The organism is Frigoribacterium sp. CFBP 13712 (genome assembly GCF_014842255.1).
Classification (GTDB): domain Bacteria; phylum Actinomycetota; class Actinomycetes; order Actinomycetales; family Microbacteriaceae; genus Frigoribacterium.
Genome location: NZ_JACYVH010000005.1, coordinates 129,071 through 151,959 on the forward strand (window position 1 = coordinate 129,071; position 22,889 = coordinate 151,959).

Here is a 22,889-nt window from a genome sequence, read left to right on the forward strand (position 1 = left end):
CGCCGGTGCCGGTGCGGGCGCGGGCGCCGGTGCCGGTGCCGCTGCCGGTGCCTCCCCCGCCGCGCCTCCCTCCGCCGGTGCCGCTACGCATGCAGGCGTAATAGCGGAAGCGAGCGCACTCCCCGCCCCGCTCCCGGTCTCGCCCGCCGGCGGCGGCGCCGCCGGCCCCGACGCCTCACCTGCGACGCCGCCCGTAGGCGGCCCCGTCGCCAGCCCAGCCCCCGCGCCTGCGATGCCGCCCGCAGCCGCTGCACCCACGATGCCGCCCGCCGCCGCACCGATGACGACGCCCGCCCCCGCCGACGCATCTCCCTCCCCGTCGCTCGGCGCACCCGTGTCGCTCACGGCGGGTTCGGACTCGTCGGAAGCCGCGCCTCCCGCCTCCTCCGCGACCGCGACTGCGTCCGCGGCGGCGACCGCGAACGCGACTGCGACTGCGACCGGGTCCGTGCAGGCCGCCGCCCTGCCTCCGGCGCTCCCTCCCGCGGCGCCCGCGCCGGCGACGCCCGGGCCCGGCACGGCGACCGCTCCGGCGCAGACCCCCGCCGCCCCGCAGACCCCCGCCCCGCTCGGCCAGCAGCTCGCCCGCCCCCTGTTCTCGCTCGCCTCGGCAGGCCGCGGCACCCACACGGTGACGGTGACCGTCGCCCCCGAGGCGCTCGGCCCCGTCACGGTGCGAGCCCACGTGTCGTCCACCGGGATGCAGGTCGAGATGTTCGCCGGCTCCGACGCGGCGCGCGACGCGGTGCGGGCGATCATCCCCGATCTCCGACGCGACATGGGAGGCGCGGGTCTTCAGGTCGGCATCGACCTGTCGAGCCAGAACCAGCCCTCCGACGCGCGCACCCAGAGCACCGGGGCGCAGCCCGGCCAGTCCGGCCAATCGGGCCAGCCCGGGGACCCCGGCCAGCCCGGTCGATCGGGCACCCCCGGCCAGCCCGGCGACACATCCACCCCCGGCACCCGCCGCCCCGCGGTCGACGCCCTCGACCCGACCGACGCCCTCGACCCGACCGCCGCGGTCGACCCGACCCGCACCTCCCTCCCTTCGACGTCCCTCGACGTCCTGGCCTGAACGGACTACGCCATGCCCTCGATCGACCAGATCAGCGGAAGCGTCGACGCCGCGAGCGCCGCCGCGGCCCTCGCGAACTCGAACGCCGCGTCGCGCACCCCGAAGCAGAGCATGGACAGCGAGATGTTCATGCAGCTGCTCGTCTCGCAGCTCAAGAACCAGGATCCGTCGTCGCCGATGGACACGAACGCCATGATCGGCCAGACGACCCAGCTCGCGATGATGGAGCAGATCACCAACCAGACCACGACGGCGACCGAGGGTTTCTCGCTGCAGATGCGCATCGCCGCGTCGAACCTCGTCGGTCGCGAGGTCAGCTACACGGGCGCCGACGGCAAGCCCGTCACCGGCACGGCGACCAGCGTCTCGTTCGCCGACGCCGTCCCCCGGGTCACGGTCGCCGGGAAGGAGATCGCGTTGGATCTCATCTCCGGCATCTCCGCGACGACCTCGCCCTGACCCGCCTCACGCCCTGACCCGCTTCACGCCCTCGGCCCGCCTCACGCGCTCGGCCCCCCTCACGCTCTCGACCCCCTCTTCTCCTCTCGAAAGGCAGCACTCATGCTCCGCTCGCTCTACTCCGGCATCTCCGGCCTCCGCTCGCACCAGACCATGCTCGACGTCACGGGCAACAACATCGCCAACGTCAACACCTCGGGCTTCAAGGCGTCGACCACGCAGTTCCAGGACACGCTGTCGCAGATGACCCAGGGCGCCGGCGGCCCGCAGACCGGTGTCGGCGGCACCAACCCGGCGCAGGTCGGTCTCGGCGTGCAGGTCGCGGGCATCTCGACGAACTTCGCGCAGGGCTCGGCGCAGGCCACCGGCAAGGCCACCGACCTGATGATCTCGGGTGACGGCTTCTTCGTCACGCGGCTCGGCAACGACACCGTCTACACGCGCGCCGGGTCGTTCGACTTCGACGCCCAGGGGCGTCTGACCTCGGCCGACGGCAAGCTCGTCCAGGGCTACTCGGCCACGAACGGCGTCGTGAACGAAGGAGGCGCGGTGGGCGACATCACGCTGCCCCTGAACGGCGCAGCACCCGCCGTCCGGACGACGACGGCGACCCTCGGCGGCAACCTGCCCTCCGACACCGCGATCGGCGGCGTCGTCCGTCGCGACACGAAGGTCTACGACGCGGCCGGCAACGAGAGCACCCTCTCGCTGACCTTCACCCGCACCGCGCAGGGCTGGACCGTCCGCGGCGGCGACCAGGCGGGAGCGCCCGCGACGGCGCTCACCTTCGGGGCCGACGGCCGGCAGCCCGCCGGGGGCGCCTCCCTGACCGTCGGCGGCGTCTCCGTCGCACTCGGCGGCATCACCGGCTTCGCCACGCTCAACACGGTCGCCGTCACCGACCAGAACGGCCGGGAGGCCGGCACGCTGCAGGGCTTCTCGCTCTCGAAGGACGGCACGCTCGTCGGCCAGTTCAGCAACGGCGAGTCGCTGGCCGTCGGTCGCATCGCGCTCGCCACGTTCGCCAACGCCGGCGGTCTCGAGAAGGCCGGCGGGTCGGGCTACCGCGCGACGGCGAACTCGGGCGACGCTCGCATCGGCGCTCCCGGCTCGCCCGGCGTCGGCTCGCTCGCCAGCGGCACGCTCGAGATGAGCAACGTCGACCTGTCGCAGGAGTTCACCAACCTGATCGTCGCGCAGCGCGGCTTCCAGGCGAACGCCCGCATCATCACCACCTCCGACGAGGTGCTGCAGGAGCTGACGAACCTCAAGCGCTGACCCGTGAGCCGGTGCCGGCCCCGCCACGGGGGTCGGCTCCGGCATGGGTGCCGGCCCCGCCACGGGTGCCGGCCCGGCACCGGGCCGACCGCCTCGGCGACGCGACATTCGCTCCGCGGCCAGCCCGCGCCTCCTCGGGCCCCGTCGCGGACCCCAGTTCTGGTCACAACGGGGCGGGCGGCCTCATCGGGGGGTGCCGTGTCCTCATTTCCGAGGACACGCTGAGGGCATGGCCCCCGACCCGACCCGCCCGTCGACGAGCGACGCCGACCGCACGGATCCGCCGCTCGACACCGCCGACGAAGCCGACACCGCCGACACCGCCGACACCGCCGAGACAGTCGACACCCTCGACACCGAGACGGTCCGCTTCGACCGTGACCTCGTGCGGTCGGGCTCGGGGCAGCGGTACATCGCCGAAGACTGGATGCCCGTGCACCGGCGTCGAGACGGCAGCGTGCTGGTCGCCACGGCGCGGCGTCCGACCCCCGACCGGCAGGCGGATCTCGAGGCCGAGCTCGGCGCCCCCGTGGAGTTCCGGGTGGCCTCGACCTGGGGCATCAAGGACGCGACGCTGCGGGTCTTCGACGACATCGTCGCCGACAGCGCGGCCAACGACCTGTACCGGGCGAACCCGGCGCTCTCGGCCCGCGTGGTGTTCTCGCGCGGTCAGAAGATCGGCGGGGCGGTGCTCGGGGCCGTGATGCTCGCGGCGGCCGTGCTCGCTCCGGCCGTCCTGGCCAGCACGCTGATCGCGATCGTCAGCGTGGTGTTCCTCCTCGGCACCGGCTTCAAGTTCGTCGTCGCGATGCGGGGCGCCCGGTTCGACGTGGTCGAGCGGATCACCGACGCCGAGGTCGCCGCGCTCGACGACGCCGACCTGCCGCGGTACACCGTTCTCGTGCCGGTGTTCCGTGAGGCGAACATCGTGGCGCAGCTGATCGACAACCTCGGCGGGCTCGACTACCCGCTCGAGAAGCTCGAGGTGCTCATCCTCATCGAGGAGGAGGACGACGCCACCCGCGACGCGATCGCCGCCGCCGACCCGCCGGCGCACTTCCACGTCGTCACCGTGCCGAAGGGGCACCCGCAGACGAAGCCGCGCGCCTGCAACGTCGGTCTCTATCTCGCGTCGGGCGACTTCCTCGTGATCTACGACGCGGAGGACACCCCCGACCCCGATCAGCTGAAGAAGGCCGTCATCGCCTTCGAGCGCGGCGGCGAGCGCACCGTCTGCGTCCAGGCGGCGCTCAACTACTTCAACGCCACCGAGAACGCGCTGACCCGCATGTTCACGCTCGAGTACAGCTACTGGTTCGACTACATGCTGGCCGGGCTCGACCACGCCGACCTGCCCATCCCGCTCGGCGGCACGTCGAACCACTTCCGCACCGAGGCTCTCGTCGGGCTCGGCGGCTGGGACCCGTACAACGTCACCGAAGACGCCGACCTGGGCATCCGCGCGAGCGCCCTCGGCTACCGCGTGGGCGTCATCAACTCGACGACGATGGAGGAGGCCAACACCTCCATCCCGAACTTCGTGCGTCAGCGCAGCCGGTGGATCAAGGGCTACATGCAGACCACACTCGTGCACGCGCGCCGGCCGCTGCGGCTGATCCGTCAGATCGGGCTCGTCCGCTTCGCGTCGTTCGCGCTGCTGATCGGCGGCACCCCGGCGACGTTCCTGGGCGTGCTGCCCTCGTACATCGGCACCGTCGTCGCGCTGCTGCTGCCGTCGGAGTGGCTCGCGGCGGTGTTCCCCGCCTGGGTGCTCTGGATCTGCCTGTTCAACTTCGTCATCGGCAACGGGATCATGGTCTACCTCTCGATGATGGGCCCCTACAAGCGGGGCACCTTCCACCTGATCCACTGGGCGCTGCTCAACCCCGTCTACTGGATCCTCCACTCCGTCGCGTCGTACAAGGCGCTGGCCCAGCTGCTGACCCGACCGCACTACTGGGAGAAGACCGAGCATGGCCTCACCACGCACTCGTCCTGAGGTCGACGAGCACGGCACGGGACCCGCAGGAGGCGCGGCGACGGCAGACGGGGTCGCTCCGGTCGACGAGGCGGTCGCGACCGCCGCCCCGACCCGCGCCTCCTCGGTGGACCTCGGGCTGACGCTGCCGCCGCTGCGGCGACCCGTCGCGGTGCAGCGACCCGCCCCGCAGCAGCGACCTGAGCCGCAGCAGCGATCCGTCCCGCTGCAGCGACCGGTCCCGGTGCAGCGACCCGCGCCTCCTGCGGCATCGGTCGGGCGACCGCGCGGCACGGCCCGCGCGCTCGCGTTGCGCGAGCTCGTCCAGGAGCGCCGCCTCGCGTCGGTGCTCGCCGGCATGACGCACTCGGCGTTCCCGCGGACCCTCGCCGGGCGCACCGCGATGCGGCTGCTGCTGGCGGCGCCCTTCGTGATCGTCGCGGTGCTGCTCGAGGTCGGGGGAGTGTCCGAATCCGTGTCGGCGAACGTCCTGCTCGTGGCCCGGACCGCGACCGTCGACTGGACGGGGTCGGGGGCCGCCTGGCTGGGCGACACGTTCCCGCCCATCACGGGTGTGGTCGCGGCGATCACCCCGGGAGGCGCGTTCGGCCTGTCGATCGTGGGAGCCCTCTGCGCCGGCGTCGTCGTGCACGCCATGATCGAGCTGATGGTGCAGCGGGGCTTCCACGCGTCGACCGTCACGGCGCTGACGCTCGCCCTCGTCGCGAACCCGCTGTTCTTCTTCCTGGCGACCGAGAACCTGCCGGCGTTCCTCGGCATCGCGTTCTTCGGGCTCGCGATGACCGACGTCGTCCGGTTCGTGACGTACCGCAACACGCAGTCCGGGTTCCGGGCCGGCATCCTGCTGATGCTCGCGACACTCACCGACCCCAACGGGCTGCTCTACGCGACGGCCGCGGTGCTGACGGTGCCGTTCCTGACGCACGGGCGGCATCAGGTCGGCGTGCACCGGGCGCATGCGCTGGTGCTGGTGTTCCCGACGCTGTCGGCGCTCGCCGCCCTGATGTTCGTGCAGTGGAGCTTCGGCGGCGACCCCCTCGGGGCGTTCCGCAGCGTGCTCGACTACGACGCCTCGCGCTGGCCGATCTTCTGGTCGCTGTTCACGACGCCGTTCGGCCTGCTGCTGCTCGCACCCGTGGCCAGCGCATGGTTGATGACCACCGTGGTGCGGCGCCTCGCGGGAGGTGTGGTCGGGACGCTCCTGCTGGCGGCGGTGCTGCTCGGATTCGTGATCGGCACGGTCCCGATGAACTCGGCGGGCAACACCTTCGTGCTCGTGACCCTGGCCGCGATCGCCCTCGTGCCGCCGTCGACCACGGTGCCGCGGATCGCCTTGGCCAACGTGATGGCGCTGCTCCAGCTGACGATCGCCATCGCCGCGGCCCTGCAGCGCGACGTGGTCGTGCAGTGGATGGACACCGTGCTGAGGTCGCTCGGCCTGACGTGACCGGGGTGATGCGCTCGGACTGATGCGCTCGGGGCGATGAGGCCGGCCGGTCGAGCTCGGCGGCTCACGTGCGGCCCAGGTACCGCCCCTGCTTGTGGTTGAGGGCGAGCACGAGGTTCAGCACGACCGCGCCGAGAGCCGAGAGCAGCACGACCCAGGGCGACGCGACGATCAGCGACAGGGCGACGATGACGACGTCGACGGCCATCTGGACGTATCCGGCCCGCCAGCCGAGTCGCTCCTGCAGCACGAGGGCGAGGATGTTGATGCCGCCGAGGCTCGCACCGTGGCGGAAGAGGATGAGCAGACCGACGCCGACGATCAGGTTGCCGCCGAGGGTGCCGTAGACCGGGTTGAGGCTGTCGATCCGGAAGGCGAGGGGGTGCAGGTACGAGAACGCCGAGACGAGGGCGACGGTCAGGGTCGTGCGGAGGGTGAAGGCGAGGCCCTTCTTCCACAGGGCGAGGGCGAAGAACGGGATGTTGACGGCGAAGAACAGCACGCCGAACGAGATGTGGGTGGCGTAGCTGAGCAGCAGCGCCAGCCCGGCGGTGCCGCCGGACACCGATCCGCTCTCCTTGAGCAGATACAGCCCGAACGAGGCGAGGAACACCCCGGTCACGACGCCCATCACGTTCTCGACGAGGGTGTGCCGGTTGGCGTCGACGGTCGCGATGGTCTCGGTGAGGGCCGGGTCGTCGACGAGCGGGGTCGCCGTGTCGGGAGACAGCGCGGCGTCCAGCCCGGTCGAGGGGGAGGCGGTGGTGGGGGAGGAGGGCCGGGCGACAGGGGTGGCGTCGCGCGTGCCGTCGTTCGCGGGGGTATCGGTCACCGGAGCATCCTGCCAGCCCGGTGTTACGCGCTCGTGTCGCCGGCACCCACCCCGCGCATCGAAGTGACCCATCCGGGGCCCTCCCACCTCGCGAAGGCCCCGAACGAGTCACTTCGATGCCGCCCCGCCCTCCCTCCCTCCCCCCGAGGGCACCGAACGGGTCACTTCGATGCACCAGCCCTCACGCGGCGGTCGCCAGCACCAGGGGCACCACCACGATCGTCGTCGCGACGAGCACGAGGAGTCCCGTGACACCCGGCCGGCGGAGCGTGAACGTCAGGGTGCCCGGCATCTCCGCTTCGGCCTGAGGCCCCGTCATGGTCCGCTGCAGCGGCGTCGGATCCGCACCGACCCGTCGCGCCACGTCGGCCAGCGCCTCGGGCGCGAAGTACGCCTCGGTCAGGCCGACCAGGCTGCCGGACGAGTCGCGCACGCCGACGTACTCGAGCTCTTCGAGGCCCTGCTTCAGGCGGCAGTGGACGCCGCGCTGCGTGCCGTCGAGCAGCACTGTGCTCTCGCGCCCGAGGCGCCGGTAGGTCAGGCGGTCGGCCGTCACGGTCACCGTGGCGGTGCGGACGAAGACGATGAGGGTGGGGGCGACGATCGCGACGCCGACGGCGAGCACGATCAGCGTGCTGGGCCCCACGCGAGCCGTGACGAGCACGAGGAGGAGGGCGAGCGGGATCAGCGTCCGCTTCGCCCGGCGCCCGAACGACGACCATGCGGGTCGGTGGACGACGGGCTCCGAACCGAGGGCGAGGGGGGATGCTGGCGAGGGGGAGGGGCGGAGGGGATCCAAGGGCGTCGCTTTCGTCGGGCGGCGCTGTCGCCGCGTGGCCAGCCGTAACGATAGCGAATGTCAGCCTATCGCCCGATATCCGTACCCTCCCCTGTGGAAAGCCCCCGCGCCTCCTCGGCCGCCGCATCGATGCGACTCATCCGGGGGCCCCGCGCCCCGCGAAGGCCCCGAACGCGTCACCTCGATGCCGCCACCACCCCGCACCTAACGGCCACCGACCCCCGGCCGATAGTGACCCGTAGCCACCCAGGACGGGAGGCCACCCCGCCCCCACGGATGGAGGCGGGAGAACACAGACCTAGGACGGGCCGATGATCGTCGTCACGCGACTCAACGACAGCAGATTCGCTGTCAATCCAGACCTCATCGAGCGCATCCACGAGACGCCCGACACGACGCTGATCATGGTCGACGGGGCGAAGTACATCGTGACCGAGCCGATGTCCGAGGTCATCGAGATGATCGCCCGCTACCGGGCCCGCATCGTCGCGATCGCCTACGACGAGCCGCACGCGACGTCGCCGTCCGTGCAGCCGCTCGGCACGCGCAGCGGCACCGGTCCGCAGCTCGGGCTCGTCCGAGGCTCAGGAGGCGCGGGTCGACTCAGCGACCTCCGCCCGGCCCCCGCAGACGAACCCGCCCCGGCCACCACCCCCGCGGGGCGCTGACGTGGATCCCGCGACCATAATCGGCATCGTCCTCGCGTTCGGTGCGCTGTTCGGCATGATCCAGCTCGAGGGCGTGAACCTCATGGGTCTGCTGCTGCCCGCGCCGATCATCCTCGTGTTCGGGGCGACGATCGGCGTCGGCATCGCCGGCACCACGATCCGTGATGCGATCCTCAGCTTCACGAAGATCCCCCGCGCCTTCACCGGCAAGGTGATCCCGCCGCAGTCGGTGATCGACGGCATCGTGGGTCTCGCCGAGAAGGCGCGCAGCGAGGGGCTGCTGTCGCTCGAGGCCGAGGCCGAGAAGATGGACGACCCCTTCATGAAGGGCGCCCTGCAGAACATCGCCGACGGCACCGACGGCGAGGAGCTGCGGATCCTGCTGGAGGACGAGATGGAGTCGCGTCTCGCGGCCGACCGCACGGCGTCGAAGTTCTTCATGAGTCTCGGCGGGTACGCGCCGACCGTGGGCATCGTCGGCACGGTCGTCAGCCTCACGCACGTGCTCGAGAACCTCGCCCAGCCCGACGAGCTCGGCCACATGATCGCCGCCGCGTTCGTCGCGACGCTCTGGGGCCTGCTCACCGCCAACTTCCTCTGGCTGCCCATCGGCGCCCGTCTCAAGAAGCTGGCCGATCTCGACGAGGCCCGCATGACGCTGCTGCTCGAGGGGGTGCTGGCGGTGCAGGCGGGAAGCCAGCCGCGCCTCCTCGGCGAACGCCTCAAGGCGATGGTCCCGTCGCATGCCCTCGAGCAGGGCGCGAAGGGCGCGAAGGCCACGAGCAGGGTCGACGCCGGCGACCGGGGGGTCTCGGTATGAGCGGGTCGCGCGGCGCTCGCAAGAAGAAGGTCCACGAGGACGAGCACCCCGACGAGCGCTGGATGGCCTCGTACATGGACATGATCACGGTGCTCATGTGCATGTTCATCGTGCTGTACGCGATGTCGACGGTCGATCAGGACAAATACGTCGCGCTCCGCAACTCGCTCGCGACCGGCTTCGGGCAGACCGAGCTCGGCGCGATCGATTCGGCGTCGGGCACCGTCGTGCCGGTCGACCAGGTGACCCCCGAGGGCGAGGGGTACTCGGCGGGCGACGAGACCGACATGGCCGAGGCCGCGGCGTCAGGCGAGGCCGAGACCGGCGAGGGCACCGAGACGTCCGAGGCCCTGGCGAAGAGCGAGCTCGACGACCTGACGGCGATCAAGGCGGCCATCGAGGCGAATCTCGACGGGTCGGGCCTCAGCGCCGACGTGCAGTTCGCTACGGACGCCCGGGGGCTGACGGTGCGGCTGGTCGGCTCCGAGACGTTCTTCGGCACGAACAGCGCCGACCTGAGCGCCGAGGCGACGAGGGTCATGGACGCGATCGCGCCGGTGCTCAGCACCTCGGCGCACGACGTGTCGGTCGAGGGTCACGCCGATCAGCGCAGCTCGACGGCGCCGTTCGCGACGAACTGGGAGCTCTCGTCCGCGCGGGCGACGCAGGTGCTGCGCGATCTGGTCGAGCGGGGCGGCATGCCGGTCGAGCACATCCAGGCCGTCGGGTTCGGCTCGTCGCGTCCGCTGGCCGCCGGGGGGTCGCCCGCCGATCTCGCGGCGAACCGCCGGGTCGACATCGTCGTCCTGTCGAACCAGTCCGACGACGTCAGCGCCCTGCTGCCCGAGCTGCAGAGGGCCGCCGAGGGGGCCGGAGGCGCGGTGACCGCGGGCCGGAACGACGCCGCCGCCGAGGTGGCCGCCACCACGGCCGAGGCTCCCGAGCCGCTCGACGCCGAGGCGCCCGCCGCCGACGAGGCCCCCGACGACGCCGCCGCCGACCACGACTCCGAGGGGGCCCAGTCCGGGGGGCACTGATCACCGTTCTCTAACGCCCAGGAGGCGCGGGTCGATAGGTCCGTCCGTGACCCTCCTCGACGCTCCCGCACCGGCCGCGACCGCCGGCCCGTCGGCGCGCCCGCAGAGGACCGTCGAGGTCTACGACTTCCGCCGCCCGACGACGCTGGCGCGCGAGCACTCCCGCGTGCTCGAGCTGGCCTTCGAGACGTTCGCGCGCCAGTGGGGCACCCAGCTCACCGCGAAGGTGCGCGTGCTGTCGCAGGTCACCTCCGAGAGCGTCCAGATGCTCACCTACGACGACTACGCCGCGTCGCTGCCGGCGACCACGGCGATGGTGCTCTGCCCCCTCGAGGGGGTCGCGGCGAAGGCCGTCGTCCAGTTCTCGGCCTCGGCCGCGCTGGCCTGGGTCGGTCACATGCTGGGTGCGGCGAAGCCCCCGGTGACCCCCGAGCGCGCCTTCACGCCGATCGAGCAGGCGCTCGTCCGGCGTCTCATCGAAGACGCCCTCGACGATCTGCGGTACTCGTTCGGCGGGCTGCTCGTCGATCAGATCGGCGTCGGCGGCTTCCAGTACAACTCGCAGTTCGCCCAGGCGGCGCAGAAGTCCGATCTGATGATCGTCGCGGTCTTCACGATCCAGGTCGGCGAGCGCTCGTCGCTCGCGACCGTCGCCCTGCCGGCCGACGTGCTGCTGCCCCAGCTGGGCGACGCGACGCCGACGGTCGACCCGGCCGACGCCCGGCGTCTGCTCGGTGCGCAGCTGGCCTCGGTGCCGGTCGGCGTCTCCCTGCAGTTCGCCCCGGCCGCCGTGCTGCCGAGCGTGGTGCTCGGGTTGTCCGTCGGCGACGTGCTGCCCCTGCCGCACCCGCAGTCGCGTCCGCTCGAGATCCGCGTCGACGGTCAGCCCGTGGGTCGCGCCGCGGTCGCCTCGAACGGCTCCCGTCTCGCCGGGATCGTCGTCTCCACCTCACTGACCGGCACCGAAGAAGGAACCTCATGACCGCCACGACCATCACCCTGCACACCGCGGCGGCCGAGGCCCTGGTCGCGAAGCTGCCGACGCCCACGCCGTTGCGGGCCGTCCTCCTCGACGCCGGGCAGTCCGCGCAGAACCGGACCGCCGCCTCCCCGGTCGTCGTCACGTCGTTCGTCGGCGGGGTCTCGGCCGACACGGCGCTGGTGCTCGTCGACATGGACCGTCTCGGTGCCGCCGCCGGCACCGACAGCCCGCTGGTCTCGGTGACCGACGTGCTCCGGCCTGCGCTCGAGGCCGCGACGTCGGTGCTCGGTGTGGGAGTGCTCGGCGAGAGCCGTCGCGAGCCCGCCGACACGCTGCTCGCCGACCCCGATACGGTCGTCTTCGATCTGACCGCAGCGGGAGCGCCCGCCGGCTGGTTCGCGATCCGCCTCCGCGAGAACGGGACGGTAGGAGGCGCGGCGCCCGTCGATCACGCCGCCCCGCTGTTCTCGTCGATGGCCGGCAACCTCGGTCGCATCAACAACGTCGAGATGGCCCTCACCGTCGAGATCGGTCGCACGCGGATGTCCGTCCGCGACGTACTCGGACTCGAGCCCGGCGCCGTCGTCGAGCTCGACCGTTCGGCCGGGGCCCCCGCCGACGTGCTGCTGAACGGGCGCCTGATCGCGCACGGCGAGGTCGTCGTCGTCGACCAGGACTACGCGGTCCGCATCACGACCATCCTCGACGTCGCCGACGGCGCGATCTGATCGTGGACACGCTCTTCGTCGGACTCCGCGTCGTCCTCTCGCTCGGCGTCGTGCTCGCACTGCTCTACGTGCTGCAGAAGCGCATCGTCAAGGGCGGTCGCGCCGGTCGTCAGGCCGCGCAGGTGACGGTCGTGGCGCGCCAGGGGATCGGTGCGAAGGCCAGCGTCGTCGTGGTCGACGTCGAGGGCGAGCGACTCGTGCTCGGGGTCACCGACGCGTCGGTCACGGTGCTGGCCGCCGCCGACCGTCCGGTCGAACCGGTCGCGCTCGAGCTCGTCCCGGCTCCCGCTGCGGCCCCGGCTCGGGCTGCGACTCCGGCCCAGGCACCGGCTCCGAGCTTCGCCGCGGTGCTCTCCGCCCATCGAGGTGACGCGACCGGTGCGGTCCCCGCCCCGGAGGCCCCCCGACGCGTCACGTCGATCGCGCCTGTGCCCGCTGCGGCCGCCCAGAGCGTCGCCGCGGTGCTCTCCGCCCATCGAGGTGACGCAACCGGTGCGGTCCCCGCCCCAGAAGCCGCCCGACGCGTCACATCGATCGCGCCTGCGCCCGCGGCCGGCGCGGCCGGCGACGCTGGCGCGAGCGCCGCGAGCAGCGAGCCGATGCTGCGGCCGCGCGGCGCCGCGCGCCGCGCGGCGGCCGTCCGCGAGCGCGCCCCGCGCGACCTCGCCGAGCGTCGCACCGGTCGCGCCGCGAAGGCCCTCGACGGCTCGATCCTCGCCCCCGACACCTGGCGGCAGGCGGCCTCGGCCCTCCGCAGCGGTCGAGCCGGATGACCCTCCGCGCTCCGTCCGCCCGGACGACCCGCGCCTCCTTCGCCACCGCCGTCGCCCGCCTCGCCGGGCCCACCCTGCGCGACGGCCTGCGCGGTCGAGCCCTCGCACGGCACGCCCTCGGCGCCGCCCCCGTCGGCACCGCCCCTCAGCGTTTCGCCGACACCCGTCTCGCCCGCGCCGTCGTCGTAGCCCTGCTCGCGATGATCGTCGCGTCGGGTCTCATCATGCTGATCGGTCAGACGGCCCTCGCCGCGCCCGTCGAGCCCACCGCCCCCACGGCCCCCGTCGAGCCCGGCACCGGCACCCCAGGCACAGGCACCCCCGGCACCACCGGCACCACCCCGACCGACTTCACCGACGGCGACCAGACCGAGTCCGACGGCAGCGGCACCGGCGGTCTGAACATCGACATCAACGGCCCCGACGGTGCACCCAGCACGGCGGTCGTGACGCTGCTCGGCATCACGCTGCTGAGCGTCGCGCCGGCCCTGCTGCTGATGATGACGTCGTTCACGAAGATCTTCGTGGTGCTCGCGATGACCCGGAACGCCCTCGCGCTGCCGTCGATCCCGCCGAATCAGGTGCTGGCCGGGCTCGCCCTGTTCCTCAGTCTTTTCATCATGGCTCCGATCCTCGAGCACATCAACGCCGACGCGGTGCAGCCCTATCTCGACGGCAGCATCGACTTCCAGGCGGCGATCGACGCCGGCAGCGCGCCCCTCCGCGAGTTCATGCTCGCGCACACCCGCCAGGAGGACCTCGCGCTGATGACCCGCTCGGCCGACCAGCCGAACCCCGACAGCCAGGCCGACGTGCCGATGCTGACGCTCATCCCGTCGTTCATGATCAGCGAGCTGCGCGCCGCGTTCATCATCGGGTTCGTCATCTTCATCCCGTTCCTCGTCATCGACCTCGTCGTCAGCGCCGCGCTCATGTCGATGGGCATGATGATGCTCCCGCCGGTGATGATCTCGCTGCCGTTCAAGATCCTGCTGTTCGTGCTGGTCGACGGGTGGGGGCTCATCATCACGAGTCTCATCGAGAGCTATCAGGTGACCGCCTGATGGACTCCAACGCCGTCCTCGACATCTCGATGCAGGCCCTCGTCATCACGGCGAAGCTGGCCGCGCCGGTGCTCATCACCTCGCTGGTCGTGGGGTTCGCGATCTCGCTCCTGCAGTCGATCACGCAGATCCAGGAGGTCACGCTCTCGTTCGTGCCGAAGGCCGTCGCCGTCGGCATCGCCCTGATCGTCTGCGGGCACTGGATGATCGCCGAGATGGTCACCTTCACGCACGTGGTGTTCGACCGCATCCCGCAGCTGCTCACGGGCGGCTGACCCCGACCATGGATCTCGACCTCGACCTCAGCGGTCTCGAAGCGACCCTGCTCGCCGCCGTGCGGATGACCGCGTTCATCGTCGTCGCGCCGCCGTTCTCCTACCGGGCGTTCCCCGGCCGGGTGAAGGCGATGCTGGCGCTGGGGCTCGCGCTCGCCGTGGCCCCGCGGGTCTCGCCCGGCTACGAGTCGCTGGCGACGGGGCCGTTCGTGCTCGCCCTGGTGCTCGAGGTCGTCGTCGGCGCCGTGCTGGGGTTCCTCGTCCTCCTGGTCTTCTCGGCGGTTCAGGCGGCCGGCAGCCTGATCGACCTGTTCGGCGGGTTCACCCTGGCGCAGGCGTTCGACCCGCAGTCGATGATCAACGGCGCGCAGTTCACGCGGCTGTTCCAGATGACGGCCCTCGCGCTGATGTTCGCGAGCGGCGGCTACCAGCTGATCATCGGCGGTCTCACCCGGTCGTTCGACGCGGTGCCGCTGGGGCTCGGCATCGACCTGGCCGACCCGGTGTCGCTGATGACCAACGGGGTCACGCAGATGTTCCTCGCGACGCTGCAGATCGCCGGGCCGCTCTGCGTCGTGCTGTTCCTCGCCGACGTCGGGCTGGGTCTGCTCAGCCGGGTCGCCCCGGCTCTGAACGCCTACGCGATGGGCTTCCCGCTGAAGATCCTGATGACGGTCATGCTCGCCGGCGGGGTGTTCCTGGCGCTGCCGAGCGTGGTGCAGAACCTCTCCGGTGACGCCGCCGACCTGCTCACGGGGGTGAGGTAGCCATGGCCGACGACTCCGGCGAGCGCTCAGAGGACGCCACGCAGAAGCGGATGAAGGAGGTCCACTCGAAGGGCCAGCTGTCGAGGTCGCAGGACCTCAGCGCCTGGCTCGGGGTGGGCGCGGCCGCCGTCATGATCCCGACCACCATCGAGCGGGGCGCCGAGGCCGGCACCGATCAGCTGTTCTCGATCGGTCAGGCCATCCGGCATCCCGACGCGCAGACCGTGGTCACGCTGCTGGGCGAGGGCGTGGGCTCGATGGCGGCGACGATCGGCCCGATGCTCGCCGTCGTCGGCATCGTCGTGCTGCTCACCGCGATCGTGCAGGGCGGCGTCCACATCAAGCGGATGACGGGCAACTACGAGCAGTTCAACCTGATCAACGGGCTGAAGACGACGTTCGGCGGTCAGGCCCTCTGGAACGGCGCGAAGGCCCTGATCAAGACGGCCGTGGTCGGTCTCGTGCTGTGGATGGCCATCCAGGGGCTGATGCCGGTGCTGATGAACGGCGGCGGCCTGAGCGTCTCGGCCCTGCTCGACGAGGCGACGTCCGGCACGGCGATCCTCCTCCAGGCCGCGGTCGTCGCCGGTCTGGTGCTCGCCGCCGCCGACGTCTTCGTCGTCATGCGCCGCAACCGCAAGAAGACCCGGATGACCAAGAAGGAGGTGCGCGACGAGAACAAGAGCACCGACGGCGATCCGCTGGTCAAGTCGCAGCGCCGTTCGCGGCAGCTCGCCATGAGTCGCAACCGCATGATGGCCTCGATCGCCGACGCGGACGTCGTGATGGTCAACCCGACCGACTACGCGGTGGCCGTCCGCTACGAGCCGGGTCGTTCCGCTCCGCGGGTCGTCGCGAAGGGCGCCGGCGCCGTCGCGGCCCGCATCCGCGAGCAGGCGGCCGCCGACGGGGTCCCGCTCGTCGAGGACGTCCCGCTGACCCGCGCCCTGCACGCGAACTGCGGTCTGGGCGACGAGATCCCGGTCGACCTCTACACGCCGGTCGCCCGGGTGCTGACCTTCGTCATGGCCCTCCGGGCGCGCGGCGCGTCGGCCGTCGCGGGCACCCACGCGAACCCCCGTCCGACCACCCCCGACGAGGTCGCCGCCGTGCTGACGCCCGGGTCGCTCGCGGCCGAGGCGGTGCCGCAGCGGCTGCGGATCGCTCGCGACGCGGCCGCCCCACCCGCGCCTCCCGGGCTCGCAGCCCGCCCCTCCCGCCCCGCTCCCCGTCCGTCCGCCTCCGGAGGAACCGCCTGATGATCAAGACCCTCCCCAAGCTCGCCGTCCCGGTCGGCATCGTCGGCATCGTGCTGCTGCTCGTGGTGCCGGTGCCGGCCCCGATGCTCGACGTGCTGATCATCCTCAACATCCTGCTGGCGCTGGTGATCCTGCTGACGACCCTGTTCGTCAAGAAGCCGCTCGACTTCTCGGTGTTCCCGTCGCTGCTGCTCGTGGCGACGCTGTTCCGGCTCGGTCTCAACGTGGCGTCGACGCGGCTCGTGCTCGGCGAGGGCTTCGCCGGCGAGGTGATCGAGGCCTTCGGTCACGTGGCGGTCAGCGGGTCGATCATCATCGGCTCGGTGATCTTCCTGATCCTCGTGGTCATCCAGTTCGTCGTCGTGACGAAGGGCGCCGAGCGCGTGGCCGAGGTCGGGGCGCGCTTCACCCTCGACGCGATGCCCGGCAAGCAGATGGCGATCGACGCCGACCTGAACGCGGGTCTGATCACCGACGAGGTCGCGAAGCAGCGCCGGGCCGACGTCAGCGCCGAGGCCGACTTCTACGGCGCGATGGACGGCGCGTCGAAGTTCGTCAAGGGCGACGCGATCGCCGGCATCATCATCATCATCATCAACCTGGTCGGCGGGGTCGCGATCGGCGCCCTGCAGAACGGGATGGAGATCGGCGAGGCCCTGAACCACTACGGCCTGCTGACGATCGGCGACGGTCTCGTGACGCAGATCCCGGCGCTGCTGATGGCCGTCTCGACCGGCATGATCGTCACGCGCTCGGGCGCCGACAGCGACATGGGCTCGCAGGCCGCGACCCAGCTCGGGCAGTCGCGCATCGCGATCGCGGTGGCCGGCGTCGCCGCGATCGGAATGGGGTTCATCCCGGGCATGCCGATCGTGCCGTTCCTGGTCGTCGGCGCGACGCTGCTGATCGTCGCCCAGCGGCTCGCGGCGAAGTCGAAGGCCGAGGAGGCGCGCGCGGCTCTCGAGAGCCGGCAGGCCGCCGTCGTCGCCCCCACCGACACCACCGACGACCTGCTCGAGCAGATGCGGGTGCACGCGCTCGAGATCCTCCTGGCACCCGACCTCGTCGACATGGTCGGCGGCTCGTCCGACGACCTCCTCGGCCGCGTCAAGGCGCTGCGTCGCAAGATCGCCGTCGACCTGGGCATCGTGGTGCCCCCGGTCCGCACGCGCGACAGCGTCGATCTGCCGCCGTCGACCTACTCGATCCGGATCGCCGGGGTCGAGGCCGGCCGCGGTCAGGCGCCCGCCCGATCGGTGCTGGCCCTCGGCGAGCACCTCGACGCGCTGCCCGGCACGGCGACCGTCGAGCCGGTCTTCGGTCTGGCCGGCAAGTGGGTTCCCGCCGAGATGCGGCACAGCGCCGAGATGACCGGCGCGACCGTCATCGACCGGGTGTCGGTGCTGGTCACGCACCTGTCGTCGATCATCGCGGACGAGGCGGCGCGGCTGCTCAGCCGCGAGGACGTCCGGGTGCTCACCGAGGGCGTCAAGCAGATCAACCCGTCGGCGATCGACGACCTCGTGCCCGGCATGCTCTCGCTGGCCGAGCTGCAGCGCGTGCTGCAGGGGCTCCTGGCCGAGCGGGTGCCGATCAACGACCTCGGGCGGATCTGCGAGGGGCTGACGCTGCGGGCGAAGGTGTCGACCGACCCGGAGGGGCTCGTCGAGGCGGCCCGCGCCTCCCTGGGGCCCGCCCTGGCGGCTCGTCATCTCGACGGTTCCGTGCTGCGGGTGATCATGATCGACCCGGGGCTCGAGCAGTCGATGCTCGAGGGGCTGCGGCCGTCCGACCAGGGCACGCAGATCCTGCTCGACGGGCACCGGGTCGAGCAGGTGCTCGGCTCGCTCCGCGACTCCGTGGCGGCGGTCGAGTCGCAGGGGCTGAGCGCGGTGCTGGTCTGCGCACCCGCCCTCCGCCCCGCGATCCACCGACTCGTCTCGGCGCAACAGAACGGCCTGCCCGTGCTGTCGTACCAAGAGGCGACGGCGGCCGGATCGACCATCGAGACCGTGGGCGTCGTGCGCGCCAGCGATGCGATCGTGGCCTGAGATGGCTCCGACGCGAGTGGTGATGACGGGCGAGTCCCTCGACGAGCTGCGTCGGCGCGTGCGTGAGGCGCACGGCCCGGGCGCGCGGATCGTCGCGGCCCAGCGGGTGACCGTCGGGGGAGTGGGCGGGCTCTTCGCGCGCAAGCACTACGAGGCGACCGTCGACGTGCCCGACCCGTCGGCCGACCAGCCGTCGGCCCGCGTCACCATCACCCCGCCGGCGTCCCGGGCCGGCATCGCGGCGCTGCTGGCCGACGCCGACGCCGCCGACGGGTTCTCGCCTGCTGCGCCCGCTGCGCCCGCTGCGCCGGCCGCGCTCGGGTCCGCACCCTCGGCGAGTCCGGGGGCCGATCCGTTCGACCAGGTGATGTCGGGCGCGCGGGTGCCCGGCGACAGCCCGCGACGTGCGGCCCGTGCCGCCGCCGCGTCCGCCGCCGCACCTCGCGACGCGACACCCGGGGTGCAGCCGGCCACCCGCAGCGACGCGTTCGCCGAGATCATGGACGACCTCACCTTCAACGGCATCGCCCCGGCATCGCGCGAGCCGGTCGTCCCCGCCGAGGAGGCGCGGCCCGGCCCCCTGACGAACGCCGCGGAGTTCCTCGCCGCGGCCGCCGCCTCCTCGTCCCCCGCGCTCGTCGCGAGGTCCGAGATCGACGTGCCCGCGCCTCCTGCCGTCCTGACCGGTGCCGGAGACCTCGTGGTCGTCGTGGGGCGCCCCGGAGACGCGTTCCGGGTGGCGGCGCAGATGGCGTCGTCGTTCGGCTTGCGGTCGGTCGACGTCGACGACCGGCGGAGCGCCATCCTGGCCCGCGCCGAGGGGGTCAACGGCGGCACGGCCGTGGTCACCGCGCTCGCGTGGGACGCGTCGGCGGCGGATGCCCTGCGCTCGATGTCCGCCGACCAGGTGTGGGTCGCGGTCGACGTCGGCCGCAAGCACGACGACACGGCCCGCTGGGTCGAGGAGGTGCGGGTCGTCTCCGAGGTCGCCGCCGCCGCGGTCGTGGGCGAGGCCGACACCGCCACGCCGGGCACGGTGCACCTGCTGGGCGTGCCCGTCGGATGGCGCGAGTCCCTCTAGACCGATCGTTCGCGTCAGCCTGGGTAAGGTGGTCGGATGCTGGTGTTGACGCGCAAGGTCGGGGAGCGGATCCTCATCGGTGACGACATCGTCATCACCGTGCTCGACTCCCGTGGCGACGGTGTGCGCATCGGCATCGACGCCCCTCGCGGGGTGAAGATCCAGCGCGAGGAGGTCGTCAAGGCCGTCGCCGAGGCCAACGCCGAGGCCGCCGCGGCCCCCGCCGACGCCGAGGCCCGCCTCCGAGCCGCCCTCGGCGGCCCCGCCCCCCGCTGACCCCCGCCGCACCTCCTCCGACCGCGGCTACCGCGCCCCGAACACGCTCCGCGACGATCTGGTCGCCTGGCGCTGAAATGCCTCACGCCTGTAATGTTAACCGGGTGTCGGCAGATGGCGAGAGGTGACTCATGGTCGAAGACGACGTCAGGCCCCGAGATCCGGTTCGAGACGAGAGCGCGCCGGTCGGGCCGGGGCTCGAGCCAGGCATCGTGACCAGCTCGGCTCGAGGTCTCGCATGACCCGCATCGATCTACGAGATGTCGTCGTGACGCATCCCGACCGGCGACGACCGCCGATCCTCGCCGGGATCGACCTGACCGTCCTGCCCGGGGAGTTCGTCGCCCTCGAGGGGGCATCGGGCGCCGGCAAGACGACCCTGCTGGCCTGCCTCGCCGGTCTCGATCGGCCGTCCCGGGGCCTCGTCGCCCTCGACGGAGTCGATCTCCGGTCGCTCTCACCTCGTCGTCTGGCCGCCCTGCGTTCCCATGGCGTCGGCCTCGTCCTGCAGCGCGACAACGTCCTCTCGGCTCTATCCGTCGCCGAGAACGTCGGCCTCCCTGCGCGCATCCGGGGTCGACCGCTTCCCGACACGCAGGTGCTCGAAGCGCTCCATGCGGTGGGTCTGGCCGACCGGGCCGAGGCTCGTCCGGCTCAGCTCTCCGGTGGAGAGCGTCAGCGGGTCGCCGTCGCGCGATGTCTCGCCTCCCGGGTGCCGCTGATCCTCGCCGACGAGCCGACGGAGGCGCTCGACCGACACGGCGCCGGCATCGTCGTCGATCTGCTCCGGCATCAGGCCGAGCGGGGGTGCACGGTCGTCATGGTGACGCACGACGCCGACGCGGCGGCCAGGGCCCATCGTCGGGTGCTGCTCGAGCGCGGGATGATCAGGAGCGACCGCAGGTGAGGCTGGTCGGGCTCGTCCATCGAGCCTCGTCCTCGCGAGCGGCCCTCTGGGCGGAGGTCATGGTCTCGTGCGCGTCCGTCCTCGCTCTCGCCCTCATCGTCTCCGCGCACCTGGCGGCAGTCGCCAGCGTGCCGTCTGCCGCCGACGAGTCGGCGGACGCGACTGCGACGGCGCTCACCTTCGCGGTCGTCACGGCTGCTGCGGTCGTCAGCGCCACCGTCCGGGCCGTCCACGACGCTCGGCGTCCGGTCCTGCTGGCCCTGATCAGTCTCGGTGCCGACCCCGCAGCCGTGACCGTCGCCTGTGCGCTGCGTTCGGTTCTGCTCGCCGCCGGCGGGGCCCTCATCGCCGGAGTGCTCATGATCCCGATCGTCGTCTCATCGGGACTCGACACCTCCGTGCGACTGCTCGACAGGGCCGCCCAGACCGTCCAGCCGCCCGTCGGTCAATCAGCCACCACGGTCGCGATGGCGTCTCTGGCGGTCATGTCGATGTTCTGCCTCTCCGCCTTCGCCGCGGCCATCCCCTCGCGACGGAGGCTGCCGGCCGCGGCGCTCCGCGAGACGAGTCGTCGCGCGTTCCCGTCCTCGGCATTCCGCGTGGCCGCGTCGCTCGTCGTCCTGGTCTCGGTGATCGGTCCCGTGGTGGCCCTCGCCCTCCTGTCTCCGGCGCTCCCACGGCTCGTCCGAGCGCTGAGCCCGGCCCTCTCGCCAGAGGAGCTGCGGGGCGTCGAGAGGCTGGTCGAGATGTCCGAGGGGTCGTGGGCGATGGCGTTCATGGTGGCCTCGACGCTGGCCGTGGTCGTGACCCTCGCGATGCTCGCTCCGGTCGTCGGAGTGGCATTGGTCCGGGCTGCCGCGGCCCTCGCCCCCCTGCGAGGCGTAGTCTGGTATCTCGCCCGCCGCATCGCAGTCGAACGAGTCGCCGTCACGTCCGCGTCCGCCTCCGCCACCGTCATCCTGGTCGGGCTGGTGGCTCTGACCCAGGCCACCTTCGACCTCGCCGCCATGACCGGCTTCGAACTGCAGACCACCGTCGCGGAGCAGTGGCTCGAAGTCGCCTGGAGCCTCGGCCCTGCGGTGGTGATCGCTCTCAGCGGGGGTGTCGCGGCGATGCTCGTCGCGTCCAGACAGGACTCGAGCGACTGGATCGCGCTCGCAGGGATGGGTCTGTCGCGGCGTTCCGCGCGACTCGTGCCTCTGGCTCAGGCGTCTCTGCAGACCTGCGCCGCCGGGGTGCCCCCTGTGGCGCTGGCCCTGCTGGCTCTCGGTGCCGCCCTCGGTCTCGCCGAGGTGACCGGGTCGACGGTCGTCGTCTCCGCGCCCGACCTCCGCCCCGCGGCGGCGGCTGTCCTGGTCTGCCTCGTCGTCGACGTCTCGGTGTCGATCCGGCGACTCCCCGACGCCCTGGGGCGGGGAGGGAGGGCCGGTGGGCGGCTCCTCCTGTGATCGCGGCTACCGCGCCCCGAACACGCTCCGCGACGGCTCGGGCGACGGCACGGCGGTGGCGTCGGTGACGACCGGCGCTCCGGCGATGAAGTCGCGCAGCTCACGACCGTGCACGACCTTGGCCGGCAGCGGGTCCGACGAGTAGAGCCGGGGCATGCGGTCGGTGGGCAGCGGCGACGGCGAGCCGATGAGCACGACGTTGCCGAACCTCCTGCCCTTCAGGGTGGCGGGGTCCGCGACGGCCGCGACGTGCTCGAAGACCGTCGCCAGGGTCGACGCCTGCCCCCGGGCGAAGGCCAGGCCGGCGCCGTCGGCGGAGTTGACGATGAGCATCCCGGTCGGCGACAGGAACTCCGCCGCGGCCGAGTAGAACTCGAGCGAGGTCACGTGCGCGGGGATCTGCGACCCGCCGAACACGTCGACCACGAGCAGATCCACCGTGCCCCGCAGCCCGGCCGGCAGCTTCACCATGACCTCGCGGGCGTCGCCGTAGCGGACCCGGATGGAGGCGCCCCGCGGGAAGGGCAGTCGCTCCCGTACCAGCGCCACGAGACCCGCCTCGAGCTCGATGACCTGCTGGCGCGACCCGGGGCGGGTGGCCTCGACGTAGCGGGGCAGCGTCAGGGCGCCGGCGCCGAGGTGCAGAGCCGTCACGGGGCCCTCGGGGAGCAGATCGATGGCGTGGCCGATGCGGTGCACGTACTCGAAGGCGAGGTGGGTCGGGTCGTCCAGGTCCACATGCGACTGCGGCGTCCCGTCGACGATCAGCGTGTAGGCGCCGGGGCGGTGGCGGTCCTCGTCGATGCGCGCGAGACCCGCGCCGATCGAGATCTCGGCGGGGGGTTCGTCGTGCTGTGCGGCCAT

23 protein-coding genes are annotated in these 22,889 nt (G+C 72.2%); 20 read left to right on the forward strand and 3 right to left on the reverse strand.

Features of this window, described 5'->3' with window-relative positions:
* The first annotated feature begins 280 nt into the window (after positions 1 to 280).
* From IFT51_RS10285 to IFT51_RS10305, 5 genes are all read left to right on the forward strand, one after another.
* Positions 281 to 1,075 (forward strand): flagellar hook-length control protein FliK, encoded by a 795-nt coding sequence (locus tag IFT51_RS10285; RefSeq protein ID WP_192061004.1) that lies wholly within the window; start codon positions 281 to 283, stop codon positions 1,073 to 1,075.
* 12 nt (positions 1,076 to 1,087) lie between these two features.
* Entirely contained in the window at positions 1,088 to 1,534 is a 447-nt protein-coding gene (locus IFT51_RS10290; protein WP_192061005.1) for a flagellar hook assembly protein FlgD, read from the forward strand.
* 102 nt (positions 1,535 to 1,636) lie between these two features.
* Positions 1,637 to 2,812: a flagellar hook protein FlgE gene (locus IFT51_RS10295; RefSeq protein WP_192061006.1), complete on the forward strand. Its 1,176-nt coding sequence runs from the start codon at positions 1,637 to 1,639 to the stop codon at positions 2,810 to 2,812.
* A 229-nt stretch (positions 2,813 to 3,041) separates the two neighbouring features.
* Positions 3,042 to 4,811 carry a glycosyltransferase gene (locus IFT51_RS10300; RefSeq protein ID WP_192061007.1) on the forward strand — a complete coding sequence of 590 codons (1,770 nt, stop codon included), beginning with the start codon at positions 3,042 to 3,044 and terminating at the stop codon, positions 4,809 to 4,811.
* On the forward strand, positions 4,786 to 6,258 hold the full coding sequence (locus IFT51_RS10305; RefSeq protein WP_192061008.1) for a hypothetical protein: 1,473 nt from the start codon (positions 4,786 to 4,788) through the stop codon (positions 6,256 to 6,258). The genes IFT51_RS10300 and IFT51_RS10305 overlap by 26 nt, the downstream gene beginning before the upstream one ends.
* A gap of 64 nt (positions 6,259 to 6,322) precedes the next feature.
* Here IFT51_RS10305 and IFT51_RS10310 read toward each other — a convergent pair whose 3' ends face one another.
* The gene (locus tag IFT51_RS10310; RefSeq protein ID WP_244637214.1) at positions 6,323 to 7,000 is read right to left on the reverse strand and encodes a YitT family protein; all 678 of its coding nucleotides are present in this window, start codon (positions 6,998 to 7,000) and stop codon (positions 6,323 to 6,325) included.
* 271 nt (positions 7,001 to 7,271) lie between these two features.
* Positions 7,272 to 7,889, reverse strand: coding sequence for a hypothetical protein (locus tag IFT51_RS10315; protein ID WP_192061009.1), 618 nt, complete (start codon positions 7,887 to 7,889; stop codon positions 7,272 to 7,274).
* 311 nt (positions 7,890 to 8,200) lie between these two features.
* Between IFT51_RS10315 and IFT51_RS10320 the strand changes: the two genes are divergently transcribed.
* The 15 genes from IFT51_RS10320 to IFT51_RS10390 all read left to right on the forward strand — a co-directional run bounded on the left by IFT51_RS10320 (position 8,201) and on the right by IFT51_RS10390 (position 22,025).
* The gene (locus IFT51_RS10320; protein WP_192061010.1) at positions 8,201 to 8,557 is read left to right on the forward strand and encodes a flagellar FlbD family protein; all 357 of its coding nucleotides are present in this window, start codon (positions 8,201 to 8,203) and stop codon (positions 8,555 to 8,557) included.
* 1 nt (position 8,558) lies between these two features.
* Positions 8,559 to 9,377: a motility protein A gene (locus IFT51_RS10325; protein WP_192061011.1), complete on the forward strand. Its 819-nt coding sequence runs from the start codon at positions 8,559 to 8,561 to the stop codon at positions 9,375 to 9,377.
* Positions 9,374 to 10,414, forward strand: coding sequence for a flagellar motor protein MotB (locus IFT51_RS10330; protein ID WP_192061012.1), 1,041 nt, complete (start codon positions 9,374 to 9,376; stop codon positions 10,412 to 10,414). The genes IFT51_RS10325 and IFT51_RS10330 overlap by 4 nt, the downstream gene beginning before the upstream one ends.
* 46 nt (positions 10,415 to 10,460) lie before the next feature.
* Positions 10,461 to 11,396, forward strand: a complete 936-nt coding sequence (locus IFT51_RS15620; RefSeq protein WP_192061013.1) for a flagellar motor switch protein FliM — start codon at positions 10,461 to 10,463, stop codon at positions 11,394 to 11,396.
* Positions 11,393 to 12,124 (forward strand): flagellar motor switch protein FliN, encoded by a 732-nt coding sequence (gene fliN / locus IFT51_RS10340; RefSeq protein ID WP_192061014.1) that lies wholly within the window; start codon positions 11,393 to 11,395, stop codon positions 12,122 to 12,124. The genes IFT51_RS15620 and fliN overlap by 4 nt, the downstream gene beginning before the upstream one ends.
* 2 nt (positions 12,125 to 12,126) lie before the next feature.
* Complete coding sequence (locus IFT51_RS10345; RefSeq protein WP_192061015.1) at positions 12,127 to 12,897, forward strand: flagellar biosynthetic protein FliO; 771 nt, start codon at positions 12,127 to 12,129, stop codon at positions 12,895 to 12,897.
* A 200-nt stretch (positions 12,898 to 13,097) separates the two neighbouring features.
* Positions 13,098 to 13,961, forward strand: coding sequence for a flagellar type III secretion system pore protein FliP (gene fliP, locus IFT51_RS10350; RefSeq protein ID WP_244637216.1), 864 nt, complete (start codon positions 13,098 to 13,100; stop codon positions 13,959 to 13,961).
* The gene (gene fliQ / locus IFT51_RS10355; protein ID WP_192061016.1) at positions 13,961 to 14,236 is read left to right on the forward strand and encodes a flagellar biosynthesis protein FliQ; all 276 of its coding nucleotides are present in this window, start codon (positions 13,961 to 13,963) and stop codon (positions 14,234 to 14,236) included. Before fliP ends, fliQ begins: the two co-directional genes overlap by 1 nt.
* 8 nt (positions 14,237 to 14,244) lie before the next feature.
* Positions 14,245 to 15,003 (forward strand): flagellar biosynthetic protein FliR, encoded by a 759-nt coding sequence (locus IFT51_RS10360; RefSeq protein ID WP_192061017.1) that lies wholly within the window; start codon positions 14,245 to 14,247, stop codon positions 15,001 to 15,003.
* A 2-nt stretch (positions 15,004 to 15,005) separates the two neighbouring features.
* Positions 15,006 to 16,262, forward strand: coding sequence for a flagellar biosynthesis protein FlhB (locus IFT51_RS10365; RefSeq protein ID WP_192061018.1), 1,257 nt, complete (start codon positions 15,006 to 15,008; stop codon positions 16,260 to 16,262).
* Positions 16,262 to 18,313, forward strand: coding sequence for a flagellar biosynthesis protein FlhA (locus IFT51_RS10370; protein ID WP_192061019.1), 2,052 nt, complete (start codon positions 16,262 to 16,264; stop codon positions 18,311 to 18,313). Before IFT51_RS10365 ends, IFT51_RS10370 begins: the two co-directional genes overlap by 1 nt.
* 1 nt (position 18,314) lies before the next feature.
* Positions 18,315 to 19,394 (forward strand): hypothetical protein, encoded by a 1,080-nt coding sequence (locus IFT51_RS10375; RefSeq protein WP_192061020.1) that lies wholly within the window; start codon positions 18,315 to 18,317, stop codon positions 19,392 to 19,394.
* 36 nt (positions 19,395 to 19,430) lie between these two features.
* Positions 19,431 to 19,670, forward strand: coding sequence for a carbon storage regulator CsrA (csrA, locus tag IFT51_RS10380; protein ID WP_192061021.1), 240 nt, complete (start codon positions 19,431 to 19,433; stop codon positions 19,668 to 19,670).
* Positions 19,671 to 19,908: 238 nt separating this feature from the next.
* Positions 19,909 to 20,577 carry an ABC transporter ATP-binding protein gene (locus IFT51_RS10385; protein WP_192061022.1) on the forward strand — a complete coding sequence of 223 codons (669 nt, stop codon included), beginning with the start codon at positions 19,909 to 19,911 and terminating at the stop codon, positions 20,575 to 20,577.
* The gene (locus IFT51_RS10390; protein ID WP_192061023.1) at positions 20,574 to 22,025 is read left to right on the forward strand and encodes a hypothetical protein; all 1,452 of its coding nucleotides are present in this window, start codon (positions 20,574 to 20,576) and stop codon (positions 22,023 to 22,025) included. The genes IFT51_RS10385 and IFT51_RS10390 overlap by 4 nt, the downstream gene beginning before the upstream one ends.
* A gap of 6 nt (positions 22,026 to 22,031) precedes the next feature.
* On the opposite strand, the gene IFT51_RS10395 is transcribed toward IFT51_RS10390, so the two are convergent.
* A complete protein-coding gene (locus IFT51_RS10395; protein WP_192061024.1) occupies positions 22,032 to 22,889 on the reverse strand; it encodes a spermidine synthase in 858 nt (285 codons plus the stop codon).